Here is a 23,314-nt window from a genome sequence, read left to right as displayed (position 1 = left end):
CACCCCTGTAAGCCCCATTCTCGATGCCTTCCCATAGCAAGAGCAGCCAGCGCTGGCTGAAAGAACACTTTTCCGATCCCTTTGTGAAAAAGGCACAAAAGGAGGGGATGCGCTCGCGTGCGGCCTACAAGCTGGAAGAGCTGCTGGAGCGTGATCGCCTGCTCAAGCCGAACATGGTGGTGGTCGACCTCGGTGCCGCCCCGGGAGGCTGGTCTCAGCAGGTGCGGAGACAGATGGGCGACACCGGCCGGGTCTTGGCCCTGGACATCCTGGAGATGCCGCCGCTGGCCGGGGTTGAGTTCCTTCACGGTGACTTCAGGGAAGAAACCGTCCTATCCCAGTTTGAAGCCATGCTGGGGAATCAGCCGGTAGACCTTGTGCTGTCGGATATGGCCCCCAATAAGAGTGGCATGGATGCGGTCGACCAGCCGCGGATGATGCACCTGGCCGAGTTGGCGATGGATTTCGCCGACAACCACCTCAAGCCGGGTGGGGCGTTCCTGATCAAGCTATTCCAGGGCGTTGGCTTTGATGACTACGTGCGCGAGATGCGCCGGCGTTATGACAAGGTGTCCATCCGCAAGCCGGAGGCCTCGCGCAAGCGTTCGCCCGAGGTGTATGCCCTGGGCCAGGGCAAGCGCAAGCAGATCAAGTAAGCTCAACCATACGACCGCGTTAAGAAATTAGAGGGACATCGGAGCCGATGAGGATGAACGACCTGACCAAGAACCTCCTGCTTTGGGTGGTTGTCGCCGTCGTGCTGATGGTGGTGTTCCAGAGCTTTGCCCCGCGCGGCGGAGCCGTTGCTGCAGGCGATGCGCGCAATTACACGCAGTTCCTGCAGGAAGTGGACTCGGGCCGGATCAAGTCGGTCGAGTACACCGACAAGACCACGCTCACCACCAACCACCTGCGTTTCAAGCGCTCCGACGGCTCGGAGGGCCAGCTGTTCGCGCCGGCCGACCCGAAGCTGCTGGACCAGCTGTATTCCAAGAACGTCGAAGTGGCACGCCAGGAGCCGGCTACCGGCCCGGGCTTCTGGGGCCTGGTACTGCAGTTCCTGCCGGTGCTGCTGTTGATCGGCTTCTGGATCTTCATGATGCGCCAGATGCAGGGCGGTGGCGGTGGTGCCAAGGGCGCGATGTCCTTCGGCAAGTCGCGCGCCAAGCTGCAGGGCGAGGACCAGATCAAGGTCACCTTCGCCGACGTCGCCGGTTGCGACGAGGCCAAGGAGGAAGTGGGCGAGCTGGTCGAGTTCCTGCGTGACCCGACCAAGTTCACCAAGCTGGGCGGCAAGATCCCGCGCGGCGTGCTGATGGTGGGCCCGCCGGGTACCGGCAAGACGCTGCTGGCCAAGGCCATCGCCGGCGAGGCCAAGGTGCCGTTCTTCGCGATCTCCGGTTCGGACTTCGTCGAGATGTTCGTCGGCGTCGGTGCCAGCCGCGTGCGTGACATGTTCGAGCAGGCCAAGAAGCATGCGCCGTGCATCATCTTCATCGACGAAATCGATGCCGTCGGCCGCCATCGCGGCTCCGGCATGGGCGGTGGCCACGATGAGCGCGAGCAGACTCTGAACCAGATGCTGGTCGAGATGGATGGCTTCGAGGGTGGTGAGGGCGTGATCGTGATCGCCGCCACCAACCGTCCGGACGTGCTGGACAAGGCGCTGCTGCGCCCGGGCCGCTTCGACCGCCAGGTCATGGTTGGCCTGCCCGACATCAAGGGCCGCGAGCAGATCCTGCGCGTGCACCTGCGCAAGGTGCCCGCCGCCGATGACGTGCGTCCGGAAGTGCTGGCACGGGGTACCCCGGGCTTCTCCGGTGCGGACCTGGCCAATCTGATCAATGAAGGCGCCCTGTTTGCGGCTCGTCGCAACAAGCAGGAAGTCGACATGAAGGACTTCGAGGACGCCAAGGACAAGATCTACATGGGTCCGGAGCGTCGCAGCATGGTCATGCGCGAGGATGAGCGTCGCAACACCGCTTATCACGAGTCCGGCCACGCCGTGGTGGCGATGTCGCTGCCCAAGGCCGACCCGGTCCACAAGGTGACGATCATGCCGCGCGGCTGGGCATTGGGCGTGACCTGGCAGTTGCCGGAGCACGACCACATCAGCAAGTACAAGGACCGCATGCTGGAAGAGCTGGCGATCCTGTTTGGTGGCCGCATCGCCGAGGAGATCTTCGTCGGCCAGATGTCCACCGGCGCGTCCAACGACTTCGAGCGTGCGACCAAGCTGGCCCGCGGCATGGTCACCAAGTACGGCATGTCCGATGTGCTGGGCACCATGGTCTACGCCGATGACGAAGGCGGCTATGGCATGCACAACAAGACCATTTCCGAGGCTACCCAGCAGAAGGTGGACGCGGAGATCCGTCGCATCCTCGACGAGCAGTACGCCGTTGCCTACAAGATTCTGGAAGAAAAGCGCGACGTGGTCGAGGCCATGACCGCGGCGCTGCTGGAATGGGAAACCATCGACGCCGAGCAGGTGAAGGCGCTGATGGAAGGCCGTGAGCCGTCGCCGCCGGCCGGTTGGGTGGCCAAGGCTGGCAACAACGACCGCACCGGTGACGGCAAGGGCGGCGACGACCAGCGCCCGGTGACGCCGATCACCGATCCGGCCGGCCAGCACTGACCGTCCAGTGATGAGCGTGACGAAACGGGCCGGTCTTCCGGCCCGTTTCCGTTTGCGGTCACCCCGCGCTGGGCGAGAATAGGCGCGACTCCTGTTATCCCGGTACCGACATGAACACCCCCAAGCCGCAGCAACCACCACCGCTCAACATGCCGGAAATGGTCATCGCGACCGTGGCCGGCGTTGCCTTCGGGGTGAAGACCGGCAACTACCTGACCGGCATCTTCGTTGGCGTGGTGCTGGGTGTGGGGTTGAGCCTGATCGGCAACAGGATCCGTTCGAGGAACAAGCGCTGATGTTCGATATCGCCCCCATGCTTGATTGCGCCGGCCGCAAGCTGCGGTTGGACCGCCCGCAGGTGATGGGCATCGTCAACGTCACCCCGGATTCGTTCTCCGATGGCGGCCAGCATTTCAGCGTGGACGCCGCGGTCGCACACGCGTTGGCGCTGGTGGAGCAGGGTGCGGACCTGCTCGATATCGGGGGGGAGTCGACCCGCCCGGGTGCCACGCCGGTATCGGTGCAGGAGGAAATCGATCGCGTTGCGCCGGTGATCGCCGCGCTGCACGAACGTACCGGGGTGCCGCTGAGCGTGGATACCTTCAAGCCGGAGGTGATGCAGGCGGCGCTGGCGGTCGGCGCCGGGATGGTCAATGACGTGCAGGCGCTGCAGCAGCCCGGGGCGATGGATGCAGTGGCCGGCGCCGGCGCAGCGGTGGTGCTGATGCATGCGGTGGGTGGGCCGTACGCGGCAGGGCAGGCGCAGGCCTATGACGACATTGCCGGTGACGTCCAGCGCTTCCTTGCCGAACGCGTGTTCGCCGCGGAGATGGCGGGGATTGCCCGTAGCCGGCTGGTGGTCGATCCGGGCTATGGCTTCAACAAGGACAGCGCGCAGAATTTCGCGCTGCTGGCGGCCCAGGAGCGCCTGCTGACGCTCGGCCTGCCGGTGCTGGCCGGCTTCTCGCGCAAGCGCTGCATCGGCGATGTGACCGGGCGTGCGCTGGCGGCCGAGCGGGTTGCCGGTTCGCTGGCGGCGCACCTGCTGGCGGTCCAGCGCGGCGCGAAGATCGTGCGCGTGCATGATGTCGCCGCGACCGTGGATGCATTGAAAGTATTGGCTGCAGTCGATGCGGTACCGGCGCCGCGAGCCGGCACGCCGGCGATGCCGCGTTGGCCGGACGAGGATTGATGGCCGTCGACCAGCGGCCCTTGGCCATCGCCCTGATGGGCCCGACCGCCTCCGGCAAGACCGCGGCGGCGATCGCCCTGGCCAAGGCGCATGGCGGCGAGATCGTCAGCGTCGACTCGGCGCTGGTCTATCGTGGCCTGGAGATCGGCGCAGCCAAGCCGGATGCTGCAGAGCAGGCGGGCATTCCCCATCACCTGCTGGACCTGCGCGACCCGTGGCAGACGTACTCGGCGGCGGAGTTCGCCGCCGATGCCGCGGCCGCGGTGCGTGACATCGTCGCGCGCGGCAAGTTGCCGATCCTCGCCGGTGGAACGGGGTTGTACTTCCGGGCGTTGCTGCAGGGGTTGTCGCCGATGCCCGAGGCGGATCCGGCCATGCGCGCGCAGATCGCCGCCGAGGCAGGGGAAACGGGGTGGGCAGCCTTGCACGCGCAACTGGCGGGGATCGACCCGGTGGCCGCGCGACGCATCCATGCCACCGACCCGCAGCGCATCCAGCGGGCCCTGGAGGTCTATCGCCTGACCGGCAAGCCGATCAGTTACTGGCAGGCCCAGCCCGGCATCGCCCGTCTGCCGGCGCGGGTGCTCAAGCTGGTGCTGTCACCGGCGGACCGCTCGGTGCTGCACCAACGCATCGAGCAGCGCTTCGACCTGATGCTCCAGCACGGTTTCCTTGATGAGGTGCGTGGGCTGCGGGCCCTGCCACAGATGGCGCAGGTGCCCTCGCCGCTGGACCTGCCGGCCATCCGCGCGGTCGGCTATCGCCAGGCCTGGCAGTTCCTGGACGGGCAGGGCAGCGTGGCCGAGTTCCGTGACAAGGGGGTCTTCGCCACCCGCCAACTGGCCAAGCGTCAGTTGACCTGGTTGCGTGGCGAACTGGATGCCCGCTGGTTTGACCCGCAGCACGAAATGGACCGCCTGCGGAACGCGGTTTCGCTGTTTTTGGGAAACTGAGAGGCCCCCGGCCGGTGTTACCATCGGGGTTCCGGATCGGCAGGGGAGTGCCGGCCATCCGGCCCATAAGAACAATAACGAGGAGTAGACGATGTCCAAGGGGCAGTCTTTGCAGGATCCGTTTCTGAACGCATTGCGCCGCGAGCGCGTGCCGGTTTCGGTGTACCTGGTCAATGGCATCAAGTTGCAGGGCACGATCGAATCGTTCGATCAGTTCGTGGTGCTGCTGCGCAATACCGTCAGCCAGATGGTCTACAAGCACGCCATCTCCACCGTGGTGCCGGCGCGCAACGTCAAGGTTGGCCCGGGCGGTGGTTACGTGCAGTCCGCCGACAGCAGTTCCCAGGCAGGCGATGACGACAACGAATAAGCAGGTGGCGGCGCATGTTTGACCGCTCGAAACGGGGCGAACATGCGTTGCTGATCCAGCCGCATGCAGGGCGGCTGGAAGAGGATGTGCTGGAGGAGTTCACCGATCTGGCCCGCTCCGCCGGTGCCAGCATCGCGGCGACCATCACCGCGCGCATGGATCGGCCCAACCCCTCCACGCTGATCGGCAGCGGCAAACTGGACGAGGTGAAGGCTGCGGCCGACGCCACCGGCGCCGACCTGGTGCTGGTGAACCATCAGCTCACCCCCGTGCAGGAGCGCAATCTGGAGCGCTTCCTGGAACGGCGCGTGATTGATCGTACTGGCCTGATCCTGGACATCTTCGCCCAGCGTGCGCACAGCCATGAAGGCAAGCTGCAGGTCGAGCTGGCGCAGTTGCGCCACCTGGCCACCCGGCTGGTCCGCGGTTGGACCCACCTGGAGCGCCAGCGTGGCGGTTCCATCGGTCTGCGTGGCCCGGGCGAAACCCAGCTGGAAACCGACCGGCGCCTGCTGCAGAAGCGTGTGGAGCAACTGCAGAAGCGCCTGGAAAAGGTCGAAGTGCAGCGTACCCAGATGCGTCGCGCGCGCGTGCGCAGTGAAATGCCGCGCGTGGCGCTGGTGGGCTACACCAACGCCGGCAAGTCCACGCTGTTCAATGCACTGACCGGTGCGGGTGCGTATGCGGCGGACCAGTTGTTCGCCACGCTCGACCCGACCGTGCGGCGCATCGCGCTGCCCGGCGGCAAGGCGATGTTGGCCGACACCGTGGGTTTCGTCCGCGATCTGCCACACGAACTGGTCGCGGCCTTCCGTTCGACCCTGTCCGAGGCGCGCGAGGCGGACTTCCTGCTGCACCTGGTCGATGCGGCCGATCCGCTGCGCGAGGAGCGCATCGCGCAGGTCGACGAGGTGCTGCAGGCGGTGGGTGCCGGCGAGCTGCCGCAGCTGCTGGTGTTCAACAAGATCGACCGGATCGAAGGTGCCGAGGTGCGTCATGACGCGCAGGACGGCGTGCCGGATGAGTCTCGCCGCGAGCGCGTCTGGATTTCGGCGCGCGACGGACGCGGGCTGGAACTGCTGCAATCCGTGCTGGGCCGTCGACTCGGCCTGCAGCACGTGACCGGCACGATCCGGCTGCCGCCCAGTGCGGGCCGCCTGCGTTCGCGCCTGCATCAGCTGGAGGTGATCCGCAGCGAGCAGGCCGACGAGGAGGGCTGGTTGATCGAAGTAGACCTGCCCATTGCGGAGGCGGAGAAACTGGCGGCCGGCGCCGACGGTGCGGTGATCCGCGCATTGCTGCCGGAGCCGGAACCGGAGTGGTGACATCGAAGGGCCGCCAAGCGGCCCTTCTTCCATCCAGGGCTCGGCAAAGGGGCGCATCCGGCGGTGATTTGCGTTACAACGCTGTCATCCCCCACGGACGTTCCCATGAGCATTCCCTCCGACTTCGACCTGGAACAGTTGGCCACCCAGCTGGGTGAGCGCCTGCGCGCGGCGCGTGATCACGTGGTCACCGCCGAGAGCTGCACCGGCGGCTGGATCGCCAAGGCCATGACCGGCGTTGCGGGCTCGTCGGACTGGTTCGACAGCGGCATGGTCGTCTACAGCTACGAGGCCAAGCAGGCACTGTTGGGCGTCAGCCCGCAGACGCTGGAAAGCCATGGCGCGGTCAGTCGCGAAACCGTGATCGAGATGGTTTCCGGCGCACTGGTGCGCTCGGGTGCAAGCGTAGCCGTGGCGGTGACCGGCATCGCGGGGCCGGGTGGCGGCAGCGAGGACAAGCCGGTTGGCACCGTGTGGATCGGCTGGAAGCGTCGCGGGGGCTACACCCGCGCTGAGTTGTTCCATTTCGAGGGTGACCGCGAAGCCGTGCGACGGCAGACCGTGGGCGCCGCGCTGCGCGGCCTGGAAACCCTGTGAGGGCATTCAGGCCGGGATGAAGTCCTGGCCGGCCGGAACGTCGTGGCGGTTCAGCCAACTGAACTCCTGCCCTGTTGACGGCGGGTTTTATTAGTAGCAATACTACTAACCATGAACCTGACCGATACCCAGCAGGCCATCCTCGACCTGATCGCCGAGCGCATCGAAGCCGAGGGCGTGCCTCCATCGCAGACCGAGATCGCACGTGCCTTTGGCTTCAAGGGCGTGCGCTCGGCCCAATATCACCTGGATGCCCTGGAAGCGGCCGGCGCCATCGAGCGCGTGCCGGGTCGGGCGCGTGGTATCCGCGTGGTACGCCCCTCGGCCGGGACAGACGCCGCCATGCCGGCCCTGCCTGCCGCCAACGACCAGATCCTGCGCTTGCCGGTGCTGGGGCGCGTGGCCGCGGGCCTGCCGATCGGCGCGGATATCGGTTCGGATGACTTCGTGGTGCTGGACAAGGTGTTCTTCTCGCCGGCGCCGGACTACCTGCTCAAGGTGCAGGGCGATTCGATGATCGACGAGGGCATCTTCGATGGCGACCTGATCGGCGTGCACCGCACCCGTGACGCGCGCTCGGGCCAGATCGTGGTGGCGCGGATCGATGAGGAGATCACGGTCAAGCTGCTCAAGATCGCCAAGGACCGCATCCGCCTGCTGCCCCGCAATCCCGACTACGCGCCGATCGAAGTGCTGCCCGACCAGGACTTCTCGATCGAAGGCCTGTATTGCGGCCTGCTCCGGCCAAACCGCTGATGGGGACGGATTGCGCAGCCATAACCACCTGTTTTTCTTACGTTAGAGGGCTGGTTGTGCTGCTGCCGGTATCCTTGCCGACCCAATAATTTTGTCGTCTCGCCGCCAGTCTCAGCCTTTGCGATACGACACCCCTACAGTGGACCCCATGACGAAATCTACGAAATCAACGACGAGGACGAACCCGATGGACGAGAACAAGAAGCGCGCGCTCGCCGCTGCACTGGGCCAGATCGAAAAGCAGTTCGGCAAGGGTTCGGTGATGCGCATGGGTGACCGTGTGGTCGAGCCTGTCGAGGCCATCCCGACCGGCTCGCTGATGCTGGATATCGCGCTGGGCATCGGTGGCCTGCCGAAGGGCCGCGTCGTTGAGATCTACGGCCCGGAGTCCTCCGGCAAGACCACCCTGACCCTGCAGGCCATCGCCGAGTGCCAGAAGCTGGGGGGCACCGCCGCCTTCATCGACGCCGAGCACGCGCTGGACCCCATCTACGCCGCCAAGCTGGGCGTGAACGTGGATGACCTGCTGCTGTCCCAGCCCGATACCGGTGAACAGGCACTTGAAATCGCCGACATGCTGGTGCGTTCGGGCTCGGTGGACATCCTGGTGATCGACTCGGTGGCTGCACTGACCCCGAAGGCGGAAATCGAAGGCGAGATGGGCGACCAGCTGCCGGGCCTGCAGGCCCGCCTGATGAGCCAGGCCCTGCGCAAGCTGACCGGCAACATCAAGCGCTCCAACACGCTGGTGATCTTCATCAACCAGCTGCGCATGAAGATCGGCGTGATGATGCCGGGCCAGAGTCCGGAAACCACCACCGGCGGCAATGCGCTGAAGTTCTACGCCTCGGTGCGCCTGGATATCCGTCGCATCGGCGCGATCAAGAAGGGTGACGAGATCATCGGCAACCAGACCAAGATCAAGGTGGTCAAGAACAAGCTGGCCCCGCCGTTCAAGCAGGTCATCACCGAGATCCTCTATGGCGAGGGCATTTCGCGCGAAGGCGAGCTGATCGACATGGGCGTGGACGCCAAGCTCGTCGAGAAGGCGGGTGCCTGGTACAGCTACGGCGATGAGCGCATCGGCCAGGGCAAGGACAACGCCCGTGGTTACCTGCGCGACAACCCGCAGGTCGCCGCGCGCCTGGAAGCCGAGCTGCGCGAGAAGTTCCAGCCGTCCGAAGCTGCGCGTGAAGAAGGCGACGACGAGCAGGACGAGGAATGAGTTTCCCGTGGGGGCGGGCGGCGCATCGTCAGTGACGTCGTCCCGCTCCCGCGGCATTTTATCCAGGAGCCGTTGTGCCAGGGATGGCGCCATCCTGGAGGGTGATGGACGCAATGAGCGAATTTGAGGAGCCAGCGGCCGGCAAGGGCAAGCGCCGTCGTGAGCAGACCCCCTTGCAGCGGGCGCTGGGCCTGCTGGTGCGCCGCGAGCATTCGCGCAAGGAGCTTGGCCGCAAGCTGAAGGCCCGGGGCATCGAGGCCGAAGCGGTGGACGCCGCTGTGAACCGGCTGGCCGAGGAGGGCTGGCAGGACGATACCCGCTTCGCCGAAGCGCTGGTCCGCAACCGGGCCAATACCGGCTATGGGCCGTTGCATATCCGGGCCGAACTGGGCACCCATGGGTTGAGCGGGGAGCAGATCGAGGCCGCGATGGCCACGTTCGAGGGCGATTGGGCGGAGAACGCCCGTGAGCTGGTATGCCGCCGTTTTGGCGAGGACGGCCCGCAGGAACTGCCACAACGGCGCAAGGCCGCCGACCTGTTGGCCCGGCGCGGGTTTGACGGCAGCTGTATCCGCAGTGCCACCCGATACGATCCAGAGGACTGAGAGGGCTGGGCCTGATACCCTTTCAGGGTTTCGGTTGTCCCGAATTCCCGTGCCCGCCAGGGTGGTCGGGACCCGTCTGCCAGCTTATTGCCAGTCCCCATGAATACACCTGTCAAATTCACTACCTCCCAGATCCGCAGCGATTTCCTCGAATTCTTCAAGAGCAAGGGCCACACCATCGTGCCGTCGGCGCCGCTGGTTCCGGGCAATGACCCGACCCTGCTGTTCACCAACTCCGGCATGGTGCAGTTCAAGGACGTGTTCCTGGGGGCGGAAAAGCGCAGCTACGTGCGCGCGGCCGACGTCCAGCGCTGCCTGCGTGCCGGTGGCAAGCACAACGACCTCGACTCGGTGGGCTACACCGCTCGTCACCACACGTTCTTTGAGATGCTGGGCAACTGGTCCTTCGGTGACTACTTCAAGAAGGAAGCCATCGCCTGGGCGTGGGAGCTGCTGACCCAGGTCTGGAAACTGCCGGCCGAGCGCCTGCTGGTCACCGTCTATCACACCGACGACGAAGCCCATGCGCTGTGGCGTGACATGGTGGGCATCCCGGAAGAGCGCATCGTGCGCATCGGCGACAACAAGGGTGCACCGTACGCGTCGGACAATTTCTGGCAGATGGCCGACACTGGCCCGTGTGGCCCCTGCACCGAGATCTTCTACGACCACGGTGCGCATATCGCCGGTGGTCCCCCGGGCTCGCCGGACGAGGATGGTGATCGCTTCATCGAGATCTGGAACCTGGTGTTCATGCAGTTCGACCGCCAACCTGACGGCTCGCTGCAGCCACTGCCGGCGCCGTGCGTGGATACCGGCATGGGCCTGGAGCGCCTGGCGGCGATCCTGCAGCATGTGCATACCAACTATGAAATCGACCTGTTCCAGGCGCTGATCCGCAAGGCCGCCGAGCTGACCGGCACGGCCGACCTGGAGAACAAGTCGTTGCGCGTGATCGCCGATCACATCCGCGCCTGTTCGTTCCTGATCGTTGATGGCGTGCTGCCGTCGAACGAAGGCCGTGGTTACGTCCTGCGCCGCATCATCCGCCGCGCATTGCGCCATGGATGGATGCTGGGCGTGCGCCAGCCGTTCTTCAGCAAGCTGGTGCCGACCCTGGTCGAGCAGATGGGCGAGGCCTATCCGGAGCTGCCGGCGCAGGCCGATACGGTCGTGCGTGCCCTGCAGGCCGAGGAAGAGCGCTTTGCCGAAACCCTCGACGCCGGCATGAAGATCTTCGACGACGTCGCCGCCAAGGTGAGCGATGGCGTGATCCCGGGCGTGGATGCGTTCCGCCTGTACGACACTTACGGCTTCCCGCTTGACCTCACCCAGGACATCGCGCGCGAGCGTGACCTGACGGTGGACACCGACGGCTTCGACGCCGCAATGGAAGACCAGCGCCGCAAGGGCCGCGAAGCCGGCAAGTTCGGTGGTGGCGTGACGCTGTCCGCCGAACTGGTCGCTACGCTGAAGCCGACCGTGTTCCTGGGCTACGATCGCCTGCAGGCTGATGGCCTGACCGTGGTCGCGCTGCTCAAGGATGGCCGTCCGGTGGAGAGCGTCCAGGCCGGTGATGAGGTCATCGTGCTGACTGACCAGACCCCGTTCTACGCCGAGTCCGGTGGCCAGGTCGGTGATACCGGTACGCTGGTGGGCAACGGCTTGCAGATCGCCGTCGGCGACACGCAGAAGTTCGCGGGCCAGTTCCACGGCCATGTCGGTACGTTGAAGCAGGGTGCCCTGAAGATCGGCGACGTGCTGGCCGGGCAGGTGGATGCCCAGCGTCGTGGCGCCACCATCCTCAATCACTCCGCTACCCACCTGTTGCACGCGGCCCTGCGCGAAGTGCTGGGCACCCATGTGCAGCAGAAGGGTTCGTTGGTGGCACCGGATCGCCTGCGCTTCGACTTCTCGCACTTCCAGCCGATCACGGCTGAAGAGCTGGCTGTCATTGAGCGCAAGGTCAACGAGCAGGTGCGTGCCAACAATGCGGCCGAAGTGCACAACATGGGCATGCAGGAAGCGTTGGATTTCGGTGCGATGGCGCTGTTCGGCGAGAAGTACGGCGAGCACGTGCGTGTCCTGAAGATGGGCGAGTACTCGACCGAACTGTGCGGCGGCACGCACGTGTCGCGCACCGGTGACATCGGCCTGTTCAAGATCACCTCCGAAGGCGGTGTGTCCTCGGGCGTGCGCCGCATCGAGGCGGTGACCGGGCAGGGCGCGCTGGACTACGTGGCCGACGAGGAGCAGCGCCTGCATGATGCGGCCCAGTTGCTGGGCGGCAGTGCAGGGGACGTGGTGGAGAAGATCCGCCAGCTGGGCGAGCGCCAGAAGAAGCTTGAGCGCGAGCTGGAAGCACTCAAGGCCAAGGTGGCCTCCGGTGCGACCGAGGACCTGGGCGCCTCGGCCATCGAGGTTGGCGGCGTGAAGGTGCTTGCCGCCCGCCTGGAAGGCTTTGACGCCAAGGCCCTGCGCGACGCCATGGACCGCCTCAAGCAGCAGCTGGGCGATGCGGTGATCCTGCTGGCGGGCGTGCAGGACGGCAAGGCGGCGCTGGTCGCCGGTGTGAACGGCGCCGCACTGGGCAAGGTCAAGGCCGGGGAACTGCTCTCCCATGTCGCCGGTCAGATTGGAGGCAAGGGCGGCGGCCGTCCAGACATGGCCCAGGGTGGCGGTGAGGATGGTCCGAAGCTCGTGTCGGCCCTTGACGGTGTGCTGGCGTGGATAAAGCCGCATTTGACCTGAACATGAACAGAAATCCGCCTTGAAGGTCTTTGCGCCCTGCCGTTAACATTGGGAGTCTTTTCCCTTTGTCGTGGGGCGCATCGCTTCAAAGCGCGCCAATGCCGGCGGGAAGCCCCCCGGTTCCATGGAGATTCGCAAAAATGTTGATCCTGACTCGCCGTGTAGGCGAAACCCTGATGATTGGCGACTCGGTCAGCGTGACCGTGCTCGGTGTCAAGGGCAACCAGGTACGTATCGGTATCACCGCGCCGAAGGATGTGGCAGTGCATCGCGAGGAGATTTTCCAGCGCATCCAGCGTGGCGATGATGCGGGTGCATCGGGAAGTGAAGAAACTTCCGAATAAGGGTTTACCTTTCACCTCGTTTAACGTTATTCTTCGCGCCCCGCTACGGAATACGCAGCGGGCAAGAAAAACGGAGTGATGCCCGAGAGGCCGAAGGGGCTCCCCTGCTAAGGGAGTATAGGGTCAAAAGCTCTATCGAGGGTTCGAATCCCTCTCACTCCGCCAGTCTAAGAAAGCCCCTTTTCAGGGGCTTTTTTATTGCCCGTGATATTGCCTCGGGGTGCGATGCATGCGCGTATGTTCGAAGCCTGCCGGCTTCGTTGTCATCAGTGCTGAGGGTGGGTTGAGTTGATGTCGTGGTGAATTGCGTGCGTTGTTTCGGGCATGTCCTTGAGAGCGTTCTCAGGCGGGATCTGCATGCGTGATGCGCACGGCGAAACACGAAGCGGCAGGGTGCCGTGGTGGCGAGTGGTGCGCTGTCCTGTTGCCTTGCTTGGTGCGCGTCAGTGTGTGCACGCCTGCCTGGGTGATGCAGGCGGCCTGGGGTGGCGGCGGAGCTGTATGTTGCGCGTGGCGCTGTGATCGCGCGCGTCTGAGGGCTGTTTCGTGCCGGGTGCGCGCGGCTGCCTTGCGGCGGCGCGAGCGCGTGCGAGGGAGGGGGGTAGGTAGGGCTGCCCGGACGACGGGCATAAAAAAAGCAGGCTGCGCCTGCTGTTTTTTATTGAAATGGTGCGCCCGGAGAGATTCGAACTCCCGACCGCCTGGTTCGTAGCCAGGTACTCTATCCAACTGAGCTACGGGCGCATATTTCATTAGGTTTTGAAGCATGCAGAATTGAATTCTGCTTTCTGACGTGGTGCGCCCGGAGAGATTCGAACTCCCGACCGCCTGGTTCGTAGCCAGGTACTCTATCCAACTGAGCTACGGGCGCGTCGTCAGGAGCGAGATTATGCGGATATGCTGCGGCTGCGTCAACGCCTTTGTGAAATTTTCTTAATCATCGTGATGAAGCAATGCCGAGGCGACGGCCTGCGGAGATTTCATCCAGTGGAAGTGATCTGCACGGGCGTTGAGCTGGGCCGAAGAGAGTAATTGCAGCGTGCTTGGAGCAGCCGGCATCTTCGCCAACAGGGCGCGCATGGAGCTGGCCGGTGCCAGCCAGTCCGCATCGAACACAACGGCCGCGACCGGCGCCTGGATGCGGCGCAGCCCTGCCTCCAGGTCAGCATCCAGTCCTGCGGCGGCGTAGTGGTTGCTGAGGCCGACGCGGGCCCAATCGCGGATCAGGCCGCGGGCCTCGGTGCCGCCGAAACCCACGCGACGTCCGGGCAGGGTGCCATTGCGATCGGCGAGCCAGGGCAGGAAGCGATAGGCCAAGGGCAGCAGGTAGCCACGGGGCGGGGGAAAGCTGCGCCACCATGGCGTGCCGCTGGCGACCAGGTAGAGCGCATCCAGTTCGTCGGTCCGTTGGCCGGCGTAACAGCTGCCGAGCTGTCCGCCGAGGCTGTGCCCGCCCAGGCGCATCGGCAGGCCCGGCAGCGCAGCGTGCAGCGCGGCTTGGGCGGCGGGCAGGTCGTGCTGCAGCAGCTCGCGGTAGCCCCAGTCCTGGTGGCGGCCGGGGCGCAGGCTGCTGCTGCCGTTGCCACGCCACTCATGCAGGAACACAGCGATGTTGCGTGCCGCCAATGCTTCGGCGAAGGGAAGGTAGTGGCGGGCGGCGACGCCCAGGGCGGGCAGCCACAGCAGGCTGGCAATGGGACGGTCAGGCAACTGCGCCAGCAGTTCGAAGCGGTGCCCATCGGTCGTGGTGACGTCCAAGCGGGCCTGCCCGATCATGCGGAAGGTGCCGCGCCAAAGTGATCCAGCACCATGACCTCGCTGCGGCCGGGCAGGTAGCCGCCGCGCAGGCCGCGTGCGACGTAGTCGATCGCCGCTTCGCAGGCGTTGGCCGCGCTCAGGCCGCGGCACAACTGGGCGGCGATGGCCGAGGCAAGCGTGCAGCCGGTGCCATGCGCGTCCACCGGCAGTCGTGCGTGGCTGAACTCCTCGCTGCTGACACCGTCGAAATAGCGGTCGATGACGCGGCTGCCTTCGTGCAGGTGGCCGCCCTTGAGCAGGACGGCGCCGGCCCCGAGCTGGATCAATGCGGCGGCGGCATCCTCGGCGTCACCGGCATGGGTGATGCGTCGGCCGAGCAGCAACTCGGCCTCGGGTGTGTTGGGGGTGAGCAGCGTAGCCAGCGGTACCAAGCGTTCGCGCATGGCCTGCAGGGCGCTGTCTTCGAGCAGCTTGGCGCCGCTGGTGGCGACCATCACCGGGTCCAGCACCACGTGGGCGGGACGGCGTTGCTCAAGTACATCGGCGACGAGATGGATCACCTCGGCATTGGCCAGCATGCCCAGCTTGACGGCATGGATGTCGAAGTCGTCGAAGCAGGCGTCGATCTGCGCGCGCAGGAAGCCCAGCGGCGGAACATGCACGGCGGTGACGCCGCGGGTGTTCTGCGCGGTCAGCGCGGCGATGGCCGACAGCCCGTGCACGCGATGGGCGGCAAAGGCCTTGAGGTCGGCCTGGATGCCGGCGCCGCCGCCGCTGTCGGAGCCGGCGATGGTCAGGGCGGAAACGGGCGTGGAAGGAGTCATGCGCCGATTGTGCAGTGTTTGCGCGATGCCTGCCTCAGTGATGCCGGAACAGCGCCCATTGGCGATACAGCACGTAGCCCAGGCCGGTCAGGCCGGTCAGCAGGGCCGGGACCAGCAGCGCGTCGTACTGCCAGCGCACGAACAGCCAGGCGCCGATCACGCCGCCGGCGAGGAAGCCGCTGATGATCAGGCCGCTGAGGGTCAGTCGTCGCAATTGCAGTGGCAGGCCGCGCAGCAGATGCCCGAGGCCGATGCCCAGGTCGGTGAACATGCCGCTGAGGTGGGTGGTGCGCACCACCGCGCCACTGAAGGTGGTGGCCAGCGCGTTCTGCAGGCCGCAGGCCATGGCCGCGGACATTGCGCCCCACACCTGGTGTTGCTTGAACAGGGGAATGGCCAGCAACAGCAGCATTGATTCCAGCGCAAGGGCCGCGCCGTAGCGGCGCCCCAGTTGCAGGGTGCTGTCCTGGATGAGCAGCCCGCTGAGCATGGCGCCCAGCGAGAAGGCGATCAGCAGGCCCCAGAGGTGGCCGACGCTGCGCCAGTCGCGCTGGGCCAGTGCCATGCCCAGCTGGCTGGTGCTGCCGGTCAGGTGGCTGACGGCCTGGTGCTCGAAGCCGAGAAAGCCGACCACGTTGACCATGCCGGCAACGCACGACAGTGCGACGGCACCAATCCAGACCCAGGTGGGCAGGCGTATTCCCACGTCCCTCGCACTCAGGGCGTCGCGGGCGGGCCGTTGAACTGCACGTCGGAGAAGCTGCCGGCCTGCGGGTCATAGACCGCGCCCCAGAACTGGCGACCGCCATCGCAGACGCGGATGGCTTCACGCGCGGGGTTGATCTCGCTGTGGTCCGGCAGCGGGAAGGCGTTGACGTAGATCAGGCGCCTGCCTTCGGATTCGAAACCGACGTACTGGCGGTTGGACTGCGCGGCATCCGGCACCGAGGCGGACAGCTGCGGCAGGTGGCTTTCCAGCGCATCGACATCGCTGCGGCTGGGGGCCCAGTAGCCGGTTACCGCGCCGGCATGGCGGGCCGGGCTGTCGCGCGAGCAGGTGTCCAGCACCTGCGCGGCGACGACCGGGCGCGTGACCACCCAGGATTGCCCGGCCTTGATCGCGGTCGGCACGAGGGCGCCGGGCTTGACGTTGGACGGGGTGCAGGCGGCCAGCGCGAGGATCGCGCCGGCCGACAGCAGGACATGCAGGTGTTTCACAGGACCTCCGAGGCGTAATCGGCCAGGCGCGAACGCTCGCCCCGGCGCAACGTGATGTGCGCACTGTGCGGCCAATTCTTGAAACGGTCCACCGCGTAGGTGAGGCCGGAGGTGGTTTCGGTCAGGTACGGCGTGTCGATCTGCTCCACGTTGCCCAGGCAGACGATCTTGGTGCCCGGGCCGGCGCGGGTGATCAGCGTCTTCATCTGCTTGGGGGTGAGGTTCTGCGCCTCGTCCAGGATCAGGTAGCGCGACAGGAAGGTGCGCCCGCGCATGAAGTTCAGCGAGCGGATCTTGATGCGGCTGGCGAGCAGGTCGTTGGTGGCCGCGCGGCCCCAGGCGCCGCCCTCCTGGTTGTGGGTGAGTACTTCCAAGTTGTCGGTGAGCGCGCCCATCCACGGTGTCATCTTCTCTTCCTCGGTGCCGGGCAGGAAGCCGATGTCCTCGCCGACGCTGACCGTGGCGCGGGTCATGATGATCTCGCGGTAGCGCTGGGTATCCATGGTCTGGGCCAGGCCGGCAGCCAGCGCCAGCAGGGTCTTGCCGGTGCCGGCGGTGCCGAGCAGGGTGACGAAGTCGATCTCCGGGTCCATCAGTGCGTTGAGCGCGAAGTTCTGCTCGCGGTTGCGCGCGGTGATGCCCCAGACCGAATGCGAGCCATGGCGGAAATCATCCACCAGGCTGAGCACGACGCGGCCATCGCCCTCGACCTTGGCGACCTTCAGTTCCACCTCGTCGTCACCGGGCAGGTAGACGTACTGGTTGGGATGCCAGTCCTCGTCGTCGGTGGCGCGGATCTCGTAGCTGGTGCGGCCCTTGTCGCTCCAGCTGCGCAGGTCGTCGGTGTGCTTCTTCCAGAAGTCTTCCGGCAGCGCGTTGGCGCCGGTGTAGAGCAGGCTGAAGTCGTCCAGCGCGCGGTCGTTCTCGTAGTCCTCCGAGTCGATGCCGGCGATGGCCGCCTTGATGCGCAGGTTGATGTCCTTGGAAATGAACACCACCGGTGTTTCCGGGTGCTGCTCCTTCAGCGCCAGGATCGCGCCGAGGATGGCGTTGTCCGGGATGACCTTGCCAAAGCTCTTGCCAGCGTCGAAATGGCTGGTCTGGAAATACAGGCGGCCGGCACTCTGCGCGCCGCGCAGCTGCAGGCCCTGCGGACGTTGCAGCGGCACGCCCTCGTTGACGCTGTTGATGCCGGCCGCCTCGATCAGCTCGTTGAGGAAGCGGCTCACCTGGCGGGCGTTGCGACTCGCTTCGGTGGTGCCCTTCTTGCCGTTGTCCAGCTCCTCGATCACCTGCATGGGCAGGTAGACATCGTGTTCCTCGAATTTGAACAGCGCGGTCGGATCGTGCATCAGCACGTTGGTATCCAGTACGTAGATGCGCTTGCCTCGGGTCATCGTCGATTCCTGGTGGCGGGACAGGGTCACGCCACCGCGCCTGCGGGGCAGGGCGGTGGCGTGGGTTGGTACGGGAGGTGGGTCACTTGGCTTGGGCGGCCTTCAGGGCGTCCAGTACGGCGTCGGCATGGCCGGCAACCTTGACCTTGCGCCATTCCTGCACGAGCGTGCCGTCGGGCGAGATCAGGAAGGTGCTGCGCTCGATGCCGCGCACCTGCTTGCCGTACATGTTCTTGAGCTTGATCACGTCGAAGGCGGTGCACAGGGCCTCGTCGGCGTCGCTGATCAGCGGGAACTTGAATCCCTGCTTGCCGCAGAAGTTGTCGTGCGACTTGACCGAGTCGCGGGAGACGCCGAACACCTGCGCGCCGGCACGCTTGAACCTGGGCAGCAGGGCGTTGAAGTCCAGTCCCTCGGTGGTGCAGCCCGGGGTGCTGTCCTTCGGGTAGAAGTACAGCACCAGCCAGTGGCCGGCCTGTTCGGCGAGGGTGGTGGTGGCGCCGCCGGACAGGGCCAGCGGGAGGTCGAGGGTCGTGCGGTCCAGGGTGTCGCCGATGTTCATTGGATCCTTTCCGGAGCCTGGGGTAATTCGATTGCAATCACATGAAACGCCGCGCGCCTGTGACGGGCGCGCGAATGTCAGAACTTCATCGGGTCCATGATCGCGTCCAGGTTGAGGTGGTCGCAGAATTCGAGGAAGTCGTCACGCAATGCCGCGATGTGCATGTTGGAAGGCACGCCGATGGTGATCTGCGCGGAGAACATCTCCGCACCGGTCTGCATGGCCTGGTAGCGCGTGCTCTGCAGGTTCTCGATGGTGATGCCCTGGCGGTCGAAGAAGTCGGCCAGCTGGAACAGGATGCCCGGCTTGTCGGCGGCGATCACTTCGACGATGTACGGCAGCAGGTTGGACTGCACCTGCTTGGCGGCGGTGCGGTACCACACCAGCTTCAGGCCTTCCTCGCGCTCCAGGCGCGACAGCATGGCTTCCAGCTTGGCCACGGCATCCCATGAGCCGGTGGCCAGGGTGGTGACCGAGACATCACGGCCGACGGTGGAGAGGCGGGCGTCGACCAGGTTGCAGCCGCTGTCGGCGATGCGACGGGTGACGGACAGCAGGGGGGACTCCGGATGCGTCGTGTAGGCGTTGATCAGGAGGTGGTTTTCAGTCGGCAGCGGCCGCGGCGTGGTGTCGGTCAAGGTGGTTCCGGAATGCTGGAGAGTCTGAACGGCGCCGCTGGCGGCCCGTTCACTGGCGTCCAGCATACTTGCCCCTGCTTTCGACCGGCAAGTAACATGCTTTTGGTCACGAACCCGCCGTCTGGCGGGCTTCTTTACCCCCACGAAGAGCGACGATTCCTTGTCCATTACTGGTCTCATCACCGCGCTGGCCACCCCGTTCAGGGAAGACGGCGCATTGGATCCTGACGCCTGGCAGCGGCTGCTTGCATTACAGCTCCAGGCCGGCGTGCAGGGCGTGGTCGTCGCCGGTTCCACCGGCGAGGCCGCCACGTTGTCCGACGAGGAGTACGACAGCCTGCTGCGCAGCGCGGTGTCGGCCTTCGGCGGCAAAATTCCGGTGATGGCCGGCACCGGCCTGTCCGGTACCGCGAAAACCATCGCGCTGACCCGGCGTGCCGCCGCCAATGGCGCGACCCACGCGCTGGTGGTCACCCCGCCGTACGTGCGGCCGACCCAGGAAGGGCTGCGCCAGCACTACCTGGCGGTGGCCGAGCAGGGCGGGCTGCCGGTGGTGCTGTACAACGTGCCGGGCCGCACCGGCTGCGACCTGCTGCCGGAGACGGTGGCCCAGCTGGCCACGCACCCGAACATCGTCGGCATCAAGGAAGCGGTGGGCGACATGGCGCGCCTGAAGGCGCTGCTGGAGCTGCGCAGCGACACGTTCGCCCTGCTCAGTGGCGATGACGGCACCGCCGCGCGCTCGATCCTGGCCGGTGCCGATGGCCTGGTCTCGGTCGGCTCCAATGTCCTGCCGGGCGCTTACCGGACCCTGTGCGACCTGGCCCGTGCCGGCCGGCACGAGGCGGCCGAGTCCTGGGATGCCCGCCTGCAGCCGTACCACGATTTCTGTGGCGTCGAGTCCAACCCGATCCCGGTCAAGGCGCTGCTGCAGCGCATTGGCATCGGTCACGGGCTGCGCCTGCCGCTGCTCCCGCTTTCCGCGCCGCATCACGCTGCTGCCGACCATCTGGCCGCCGACGTGGGTGCGCTGGAAGAACTATCCAGCCGCTGATCGCAGCGGCCTGAACCTCGGAGATTCACCCATGCGTCAAACCTCTACTGTTCGCGTGCTTTCGCTGGCGTTGCTGGCCGTTGCGACCATTGCCGCCACCGGCTGCCACCGCGGTGCGCGCGGCGATTACGCCCTGGCGCCGGAAGCCCGCCCGCTGGAAGTCCCGCCGGATCTGAACCTGCCCAACACCTCCGGTGCCGCGGCCATCCCGGCGCTGGCCTCGGCCAACAAGCCGGTGGCCGCTTCGCAGGCGACCGTGGCCTCCTCGCAGAGCGGCTTCACCGCCGCCGGCAGCCGCGACGAGGTGTTCGGCAAGGTGGGTGACGCCCTCGGCGGCATCGAAGGGGTGACCATCGCCAGCCGTGCGCAGCTGCTGGGCTCCTATGATGTCGGCTACGAAGGCAGCAACTTCCTGGTGCGCGTGGTGGCCGTGGATGCCGGTGCCTACGTGTCAGCGGTGGATCCGCGCGGCATGCCGGCGACGGACGCGGCCGCGGTCAAGCTGATCGCCGCGCTCAAGGCCAAGCTGGCCGGCTGAGGCCGGGCCGCCGCCAGCAACGAAAACGGGCGCCCAGGGCGCCCGTTTTCATAGGGGGAGCTGTGGCGCGATCAGCGCTCGAGCAGCTTCAGCTTGTCCGGCTTGCCGTCCCAGTCGGCCGCGTCGGCCGGCGGGTCCTTGCGCACGGTCAGGACCGGCCACTCCTTGGCGAGCTCGGCGTTGAGGCCGACGAAGACCTCCTGGCCGGCCGGTACGTCGTCTTCCGGGAAGATGGCGTTGACCGGGCATTCCGGCTCGCACAGGGTGCAGTCGATGCATTCATCCGGGTCGATGACCAGGAAGTTCGGGCCTTCATGGAAGCAATCCACCGGGCAGACTTCAACGCAATCGGTGTGTTTGCACTTGATGCAGTTTTCGGTAACGACGAAAGGCATGGCGGGGTCCGGCTTTGAGCCCGGCAATTCTAGTGCAGGATGCCGTGGCAGGGCGGGGGGATGTTCGTTCGCGGCAGGTCGCGGGGCCTGGCAGGGGGCTGGGCCGCAAAACAAAAAACCCCGCAGGGCGGGGCTCTTGATGTATCGCAGACGGAGTTGGCGCTCCCTAGGGGACTCGAACCCCTGTTTTAGCCTTGAGAGGGCCACGTCCTAACCACTAGACGAAGGGAGCGTTTGGTCGCGTCTGGCGAGCGCGCTAGTATATGCACCTGGTTGCCGTTCGGCAATCCCGTAAACCCAATTGGAAGCGCCACCATCAATTCCCCAGTTACAACACCATTCACGCTGCATGTCATCCCGCGCGACCAGCACACCATTTCGCGCAAGGACATCAGCCCCAATGCGCTGCGGGTGCTGTACCGCCTGCGCGAGTCCGGCTTTGGTGCCTACCTGGTAGGTGGCGCCGTGCGCGACCTGCTGGTGGACGGGCGGCCCAAGGACTTCGACGTGGCCACCGACGCCACCCCCGAGCAGGTCAAGCAGTTGTTCCGCAACTGCCGGCTGATCGGGCGGCGGTTCCGCTTGGCCCATGTCGTGTTCGGCCGCGAGATCATCGAAGTGGCCACTTTCCGTGCCAACAGCGATGACGGCAGCGGCGACCGCGAGGTCGAGAACGGCATGCTGGTGCGCGACAACGTGTACGGCAGCATCGAGGACGATGCGGTCCGCCGTGACTTCACCTGCAACGCGCTTTATTACGCCATCGAGGATTTCTCGGTCCGCGACTACGTCGGCGGCTTCGAGGACGTGATGGCCCGGCGCATGCGCCTGATCGGCGACCCCGAGCAGCGCTACCGAGAGGACCCGGTGCGCATGCTGCGCGCAGTGCGGCTGGCCGCCAAGCTGGGCTTCGAGATCGACGGGCCGACCGCCGAGCCGATCCCGCGCCTGGCCACGCTATTGAATGAGGCCGCGCCGGCACGACTGTTCGAGGAAGTGCTCAAGCTGTTCCTGGCCGGCCACGGCGTGGCCAGCTTCGAGGGGCTGGAGCGCTACGGCCTGCTGCAGGTGCTGTTCCCGGAGAGCGCCGCCGCGCTGAAGAGCAACCGTACCGGTGCGTTGCGCCGGATGGTCATCGCCGGCCTGCGCAGCACCGACGAGCGGGTGGCCAACGACGAGCCGGTCTCGCCGGCCTTCCTGTTCGCGCTGCTGCTGTGGCCGGCGTTCTGCCGGACCCTGATCGGCCTGCAGAAGCAGGGCCTGGCCCCGGAAGAGGCGCAGCGTCGCGCCGCCGACCGGGTGACCCTGCACCAGTTGAGCACGATCGCCCTGCCGCGCCGCTTCTCGCTGCCGATGCAGGAGATCTGGCTGCTGCAGTCGCGTTTCGCCTCGCGCCAGCGCAAGCGCGTGTTCCGCACCCTGACCCATCCGCGCTTCCGGGCGGCGTTCGACTTCCTGGTGTTGCGCCAGGTGGCCTCGCCGGAGCATGAGCAGGACATCGCGTTCTGGCAGGAAGCCCAGCAGCAGAACGGCCGCGAGCTGGAATCGAGCCTGGAGTCGATCCACGCCGAGGTCGATGCCGAGCAGGACGGCGAGGCGCCGCGTCGCCGCCGCCGTCGCCGCCGTCGCCCCGGCGGCGCGGTATCGGGCGAGTAAGCCACGATGGTGATGGCCTGCATCGGGCTCGGCGCCAATCTCGGCGACGCGCCCGGCACGGTGCGCGCCGCGATCCAGGCGCTGGGCCGGCTGCCGCAGACGCGGCTGCTGGCGGCCTCGCGCCTGTACCGCACCCCGGCCTGGGGCAAGCAGGACCAGCCGGACTTCATCAATGCCGCCGCCGCGGTGGAGACCAGCCTGCCAGCGCCAGAGTTGCTGGCCGAGCTGCTCTCCACCGAACAGGCCTTCGGGCGGGTCCGCAACCCGGGCGAGCAGTGGGGGCCGCGGACGCTGGACCTGGACCTGCTGCTCTATGGCGAGCAGGTCATCGATCTGCCGCAACTCAAAGTGCCCCATCCCTACCTGCACGAGCGTGCCTTCGCCCTGCTGCCGCTGGCCGACGTGGCACCGCTGGCGCTTATCCCGGGCCATGGAACGGTGCGGGACACACTTGCTGTCATCAAAACCTGCGACATCGCGCCGATAGGGGGATAATGCTCGGCTTATCACCAAGCGTT

25 protein-coding genes and 4 tRNA genes are annotated in these 23,314 nt (G+C 66.2%); 18 read left to right on the top strand and 11 right to left on the bottom strand.

The features are described 5' to 3' along the window. Positions 1-23 precede the first annotated feature (23 nt). The 14 genes from rlmE (at position 24) to AC06FE_RS01760 (ending at position 12,921) form a co-directional block, all read left to right on the top strand. Entirely contained in the window at positions 24-656 is a 633-nt protein-coding gene (gene rlmE / locus AC06FE_RS01825) for a 23S rRNA (uridine(2552)-2'-O)-methyltransferase RlmE (protein WP_192288081.1), read from the top strand. A 53-nt stretch (positions 657-709) separates the two neighbouring features. Next, positions 710-2,638, top strand: a complete 1,929-nt coding sequence (gene ftsH, locus AC06FE_RS01820; protein ID WP_478072082.1) for an ATP-dependent zinc metalloprotease FtsH — start codon at positions 710-712, stop codon at positions 2,636-2,638. 110 nt (positions 2,639-2,748) lie between these two features. Beyond that, positions 2,749-2,934, top strand: coding sequence for a hypothetical protein (locus AC06FE_RS01815; RefSeq protein WP_478072081.1), 186 nt, complete (start codon positions 2,749-2,751; stop codon positions 2,932-2,934). Continuing rightward, entirely contained in the window at positions 2,934-3,830 is an 897-nt protein-coding gene (folP, locus tag AC06FE_RS01810) for a dihydropteroate synthase (protein ID WP_478072080.1), read from the top strand. Before AC06FE_RS01815 ends, folP begins: the two co-directional genes overlap by 1 nt. Continuing rightward, positions 3,830-4,783, top strand: a complete 954-nt coding sequence (gene miaA / locus AC06FE_RS01805) for a tRNA (adenosine(37)-N6)-dimethylallyltransferase MiaA (protein ID WP_446540345.1) — start codon at positions 3,830-3,832, stop codon at positions 4,781-4,783. Before folP ends, miaA begins: the two co-directional genes overlap by 1 nt. A 91-nt stretch (positions 4,784-4,874) precedes the next feature. After that, the gene (gene hfq / locus AC06FE_RS01800) at positions 4,875-5,153 is read left to right on the top strand and encodes an RNA chaperone Hfq (RefSeq protein WP_132862736.1); all 279 of its coding nucleotides are present in this window, start codon (positions 4,875-4,877) and stop codon (positions 5,151-5,153) included. Positions 5,154-5,167: 14 nt separating this feature from the next. Further along, positions 5,168-6,478, top strand: a complete 1,311-nt coding sequence (gene hflX, locus AC06FE_RS01795; RefSeq protein WP_192288084.1) for a ribosome rescue GTPase HflX — start codon at positions 5,168-5,170, stop codon at positions 6,476-6,478. A gap of 105 nt (positions 6,479-6,583) precedes the next feature. Continuing rightward, complete coding sequence (locus tag AC06FE_RS01790) at positions 6,584-7,075, top strand: CinA family protein (RefSeq protein WP_478072079.1); 492 nt, start codon at positions 6,584-6,586, stop codon at positions 7,073-7,075. Between the two features lie 111 nt (positions 7,076-7,186). After that, positions 7,187-7,831 (top strand): transcriptional repressor LexA, encoded by a 645-nt coding sequence (lexA, locus tag AC06FE_RS01785; RefSeq protein WP_478072078.1) that lies wholly within the window; start codon positions 7,187-7,189, stop codon positions 7,829-7,831. Positions 7,832-8,018: 187 nt separating this feature from the next. Continuing rightward, positions 8,019-9,056 (top strand): recombinase RecA, encoded by a 1,038-nt coding sequence (gene recA / locus AC06FE_RS01780; protein WP_132862739.1) that lies wholly within the window; start codon positions 8,019-8,021, stop codon positions 9,054-9,056. Between the two features lie 113 nt (positions 9,057-9,169). Then, a complete protein-coding gene (gene recX / locus AC06FE_RS01775) occupies positions 9,170-9,661 on the top strand; it encodes a recombination regulator RecX (RefSeq protein ID WP_132862740.1) in 492 nt (163 codons plus the stop codon). Between the two features lie 99 nt (positions 9,662-9,760). Then, positions 9,761-12,412, top strand: coding sequence for an alanine--tRNA ligase (alaS, locus tag AC06FE_RS01770; RefSeq protein ID WP_478072077.1), 2,652 nt, complete (start codon positions 9,761-9,763; stop codon positions 12,410-12,412). Positions 12,413-12,552: 140 nt separating this feature from the next. After that, a complete protein-coding gene (csrA, locus tag AC06FE_RS01765) occupies positions 12,553-12,756 on the top strand; it encodes a carbon storage regulator CsrA (RefSeq protein WP_132862742.1) in 204 nt (67 codons plus the stop codon). A 72-nt stretch (positions 12,757-12,828) separates the two neighbouring features. Beyond that, positions 12,829-12,921 (top strand) — tRNA-Ser (locus tag AC06FE_RS01760). A 502-nt stretch (positions 12,922-13,423) separates the two neighbouring features. On the opposite strand, the gene AC06FE_RS01755 is transcribed toward AC06FE_RS01760, so the two are convergent. The 9 genes from AC06FE_RS01755 to AC06FE_RS01715 all read right to left on the bottom strand — a co-directional run bounded on the left by AC06FE_RS01755 (position 13,424) and on the right by AC06FE_RS01715 (position 19,153). Beyond that, positions 13,424-13,500 (bottom strand) — tRNA-Arg (locus tag AC06FE_RS01755). A gap of 50 nt (positions 13,501-13,550) precedes the next feature. Then, positions 13,551-13,627 (bottom strand) — tRNA-Arg (locus AC06FE_RS01750). 62 nt (positions 13,628-13,689) lie between these two features. Further along, the gene (locus AC06FE_RS01745) at positions 13,690-14,532 is read right to left on the bottom strand and encodes an alpha/beta hydrolase family protein (RefSeq protein WP_478072076.1); all 843 of its coding nucleotides are present in this window, start codon (positions 14,530-14,532) and stop codon (positions 13,690-13,692) included. Then, a complete protein-coding gene (gene thiD / locus AC06FE_RS01740; RefSeq protein ID WP_313251290.1) occupies positions 14,529-15,338 on the bottom strand; it encodes a bifunctional hydroxymethylpyrimidine kinase/phosphomethylpyrimidine kinase in 810 nt (269 codons plus the stop codon). Before thiD ends, AC06FE_RS01745 begins: the two co-directional genes overlap by 4 nt. A 34-nt stretch (positions 15,339-15,372) precedes the next feature. Further along, a complete protein-coding gene (locus AC06FE_RS01735; protein WP_478072075.1) occupies positions 15,373-16,044 on the bottom strand; it encodes a YoaK family protein in 672 nt (223 codons plus the stop codon). An 11-nt stretch (positions 16,045-16,055) separates the two neighbouring features. Then, the gene (locus AC06FE_RS01730) at positions 16,056-16,547 is read right to left on the bottom strand and encodes a hypothetical protein (RefSeq protein ID WP_132866051.1); all 492 of its coding nucleotides are present in this window, start codon (positions 16,545-16,547) and stop codon (positions 16,056-16,058) included. A 5-nt stretch (positions 16,548-16,552) separates the two neighbouring features. Beyond that, a complete protein-coding gene (locus tag AC06FE_RS01725) occupies positions 16,553-17,953 on the bottom strand; it encodes a PhoH family protein (protein ID WP_132862792.1) in 1,401 nt (466 codons plus the stop codon). A gap of 82 nt (positions 17,954-18,035) precedes the next feature. Beyond that, positions 18,036-18,515 carry a peroxiredoxin gene (locus AC06FE_RS01720; RefSeq protein ID WP_192288092.1) on the bottom strand — a complete coding sequence of 160 codons (480 nt, stop codon included), beginning with the start codon at positions 18,513-18,515 and terminating at the stop codon, positions 18,036-18,038. Between the two features lie 77 nt (positions 18,516-18,592). Beyond that, on the bottom strand, positions 18,593-19,153 hold the full coding sequence (locus AC06FE_RS01715; RefSeq protein WP_132862794.1) for a glycine cleavage system transcriptional repressor: 561 nt from the start codon (positions 19,151-19,153) through the stop codon (positions 18,593-18,595). A gap of 160 nt (positions 19,154-19,313) precedes the next feature. Here AC06FE_RS01715 and dapA point away from each other — a divergent pair, with 160 nt between their 5' ends. Next, positions 19,314-20,207 (top strand): 4-hydroxy-tetrahydrodipicolinate synthase, encoded by an 894-nt coding sequence (gene dapA, locus AC06FE_RS01710; protein WP_478072074.1) that lies wholly within the window; start codon positions 19,314-19,316, stop codon positions 20,205-20,207. Positions 20,208-20,238: 31 nt separating this feature from the next. Further along, the gene (locus AC06FE_RS01705) at positions 20,239-20,745 is read left to right on the top strand and encodes a hypothetical protein (protein WP_446540350.1); all 507 of its coding nucleotides are present in this window, start codon (positions 20,239-20,241) and stop codon (positions 20,743-20,745) included. A 71-nt stretch (positions 20,746-20,816) separates the two neighbouring features. Here AC06FE_RS01705 and fdxA read toward each other — a convergent pair whose 3' ends face one another. Beyond that, entirely contained in the window at positions 20,817-21,140 is a 324-nt protein-coding gene (gene fdxA / locus AC06FE_RS01700; RefSeq protein WP_132862797.1) for a ferredoxin FdxA, read from the bottom strand. Positions 21,141-21,297: 157 nt separating this feature from the next. Further along, positions 21,298-21,372 (bottom strand) — tRNA-Glu (locus AC06FE_RS01695). A 41-nt stretch (positions 21,373-21,413) separates the two neighbouring features. Between AC06FE_RS01695 and pcnB the strand changes: the two genes are divergently transcribed. Both pcnB and folK read left to right on the top strand, forming a co-directional pair. Continuing rightward, complete coding sequence (pcnB, locus tag AC06FE_RS01690) at positions 21,414-22,796, top strand: polynucleotide adenylyltransferase PcnB (protein WP_425603743.1); 1,383 nt, start codon at positions 21,414-21,416, stop codon at positions 22,794-22,796. 6 nt (positions 22,797-22,802) lie between these two features. After that, positions 22,803-23,291, top strand: a complete 489-nt coding sequence (folK, locus tag AC06FE_RS01685; RefSeq protein WP_132862798.1) for a 2-amino-4-hydroxy-6-hydroxymethyldihydropteridine diphosphokinase — start codon at positions 22,803-22,805, stop codon at positions 23,289-23,291. Positions 23,292-23,314: the final 23 nt, after the last annotated feature.

This window comes from Stenotrophomonas sp. Steno-C18, from assembly GCF_056393195.1.
This window is presented reverse-complemented; position numbering and strand designations above follow the sequence as displayed.

Coding starts and splice junctions, on each gene's coding strand:
- rlmE (WP_192288081.1), top strand. CDS start 24: ATGCCTTCCCATAGCAAGAGCAGCCAGCGCTGGCTGAAAGAACACTTT.
- ftsH (WP_478072082.1), top strand. CDS start 710: ATGAACGACCTGACCAAGAACCTCCTGCTTTGGGTGGTTGTCGCCGTC.
- AC06FE_RS01815 (WP_478072081.1), top strand. CDS start 2,749: ATGAACACCCCCAAGCCGCAGCAACCACCACCGCTCAACATGCCGGAA.
- folP (WP_478072080.1), top strand. CDS start 2,934: ATGTTCGATATCGCCCCCATGCTTGATTGCGCCGGCCGCAAGCTGCGG.
- miaA (WP_446540345.1), top strand. CDS start 3,830: ATGGCCGTCGACCAGCGGCCCTTGGCCATCGCCCTGATGGGCCCGACC.
- hfq (WP_132862736.1), top strand. CDS start 4,875: ATGTCCAAGGGGCAGTCTTTGCAGGATCCGTTTCTGAACGCATTGCGC.
- hflX (WP_192288084.1), top strand. CDS start 5,168: ATGTTTGACCGCTCGAAACGGGGCGAACATGCGTTGCTGATCCAGCCG.
- AC06FE_RS01790 (WP_478072079.1), top strand. CDS start 6,584: ATGAGCATTCCCTCCGACTTCGACCTGGAACAGTTGGCCACCCAGCTG.
- lexA (WP_478072078.1), top strand. CDS start 7,187: ATGAACCTGACCGATACCCAGCAGGCCATCCTCGACCTGATCGCCGAG.
- recA (WP_132862739.1), top strand. CDS start 8,019: ATGGACGAGAACAAGAAGCGCGCGCTCGCCGCTGCACTGGGCCAGATC.
- recX (WP_132862740.1), top strand. CDS start 9,170: ATGAGCGAATTTGAGGAGCCAGCGGCCGGCAAGGGCAAGCGCCGTCGT.
- alaS (WP_478072077.1), top strand. CDS start 9,761: ATGAATACACCTGTCAAATTCACTACCTCCCAGATCCGCAGCGATTTC.
- csrA (WP_132862742.1), top strand. CDS start 12,553: ATGTTGATCCTGACTCGCCGTGTAGGCGAAACCCTGATGATTGGCGAC.
- AC06FE_RS01745 (WP_478072076.1), bottom strand. CDS start 14,532: ATGATCGGGCAGGCCCGCTTGGACGTCACCACGACCGATGGGCACCGC.
- thiD (WP_313251290.1), bottom strand. CDS start 15,338: ATGACTCCTTCCACGCCCGTTTCCGCCCTGACCATCGCCGGCTCCGAC.
- AC06FE_RS01725 (WP_132862792.1), bottom strand. CDS start 17,953: ATGACCCGAGGCAAGCGCATCTACGTACTGGATACCAACGTGCTGATG.
- AC06FE_RS01720 (WP_192288092.1), bottom strand. CDS start 18,515: ATGAACATCGGCGACACCCTGGACCGCACGACCCTCGACCTCCCGCTG.
- AC06FE_RS01705 (WP_446540350.1), top strand. CDS start 20,239: ATGCGTCAAACCTCTACTGTTCGCGTGCTTTCGCTGGCGTTGCTGGCC.
- fdxA (WP_132862797.1), bottom strand. CDS start 21,140: ATGCCTTTCGTCGTTACCGAAAACTGCATCAAGTGCAAACACACCGAT.
- folK (WP_132862798.1), top strand. CDS start 22,803: ATGGTGATGGCCTGCATCGGGCTCGGCGCCAATCTCGGCGACGCGCCC.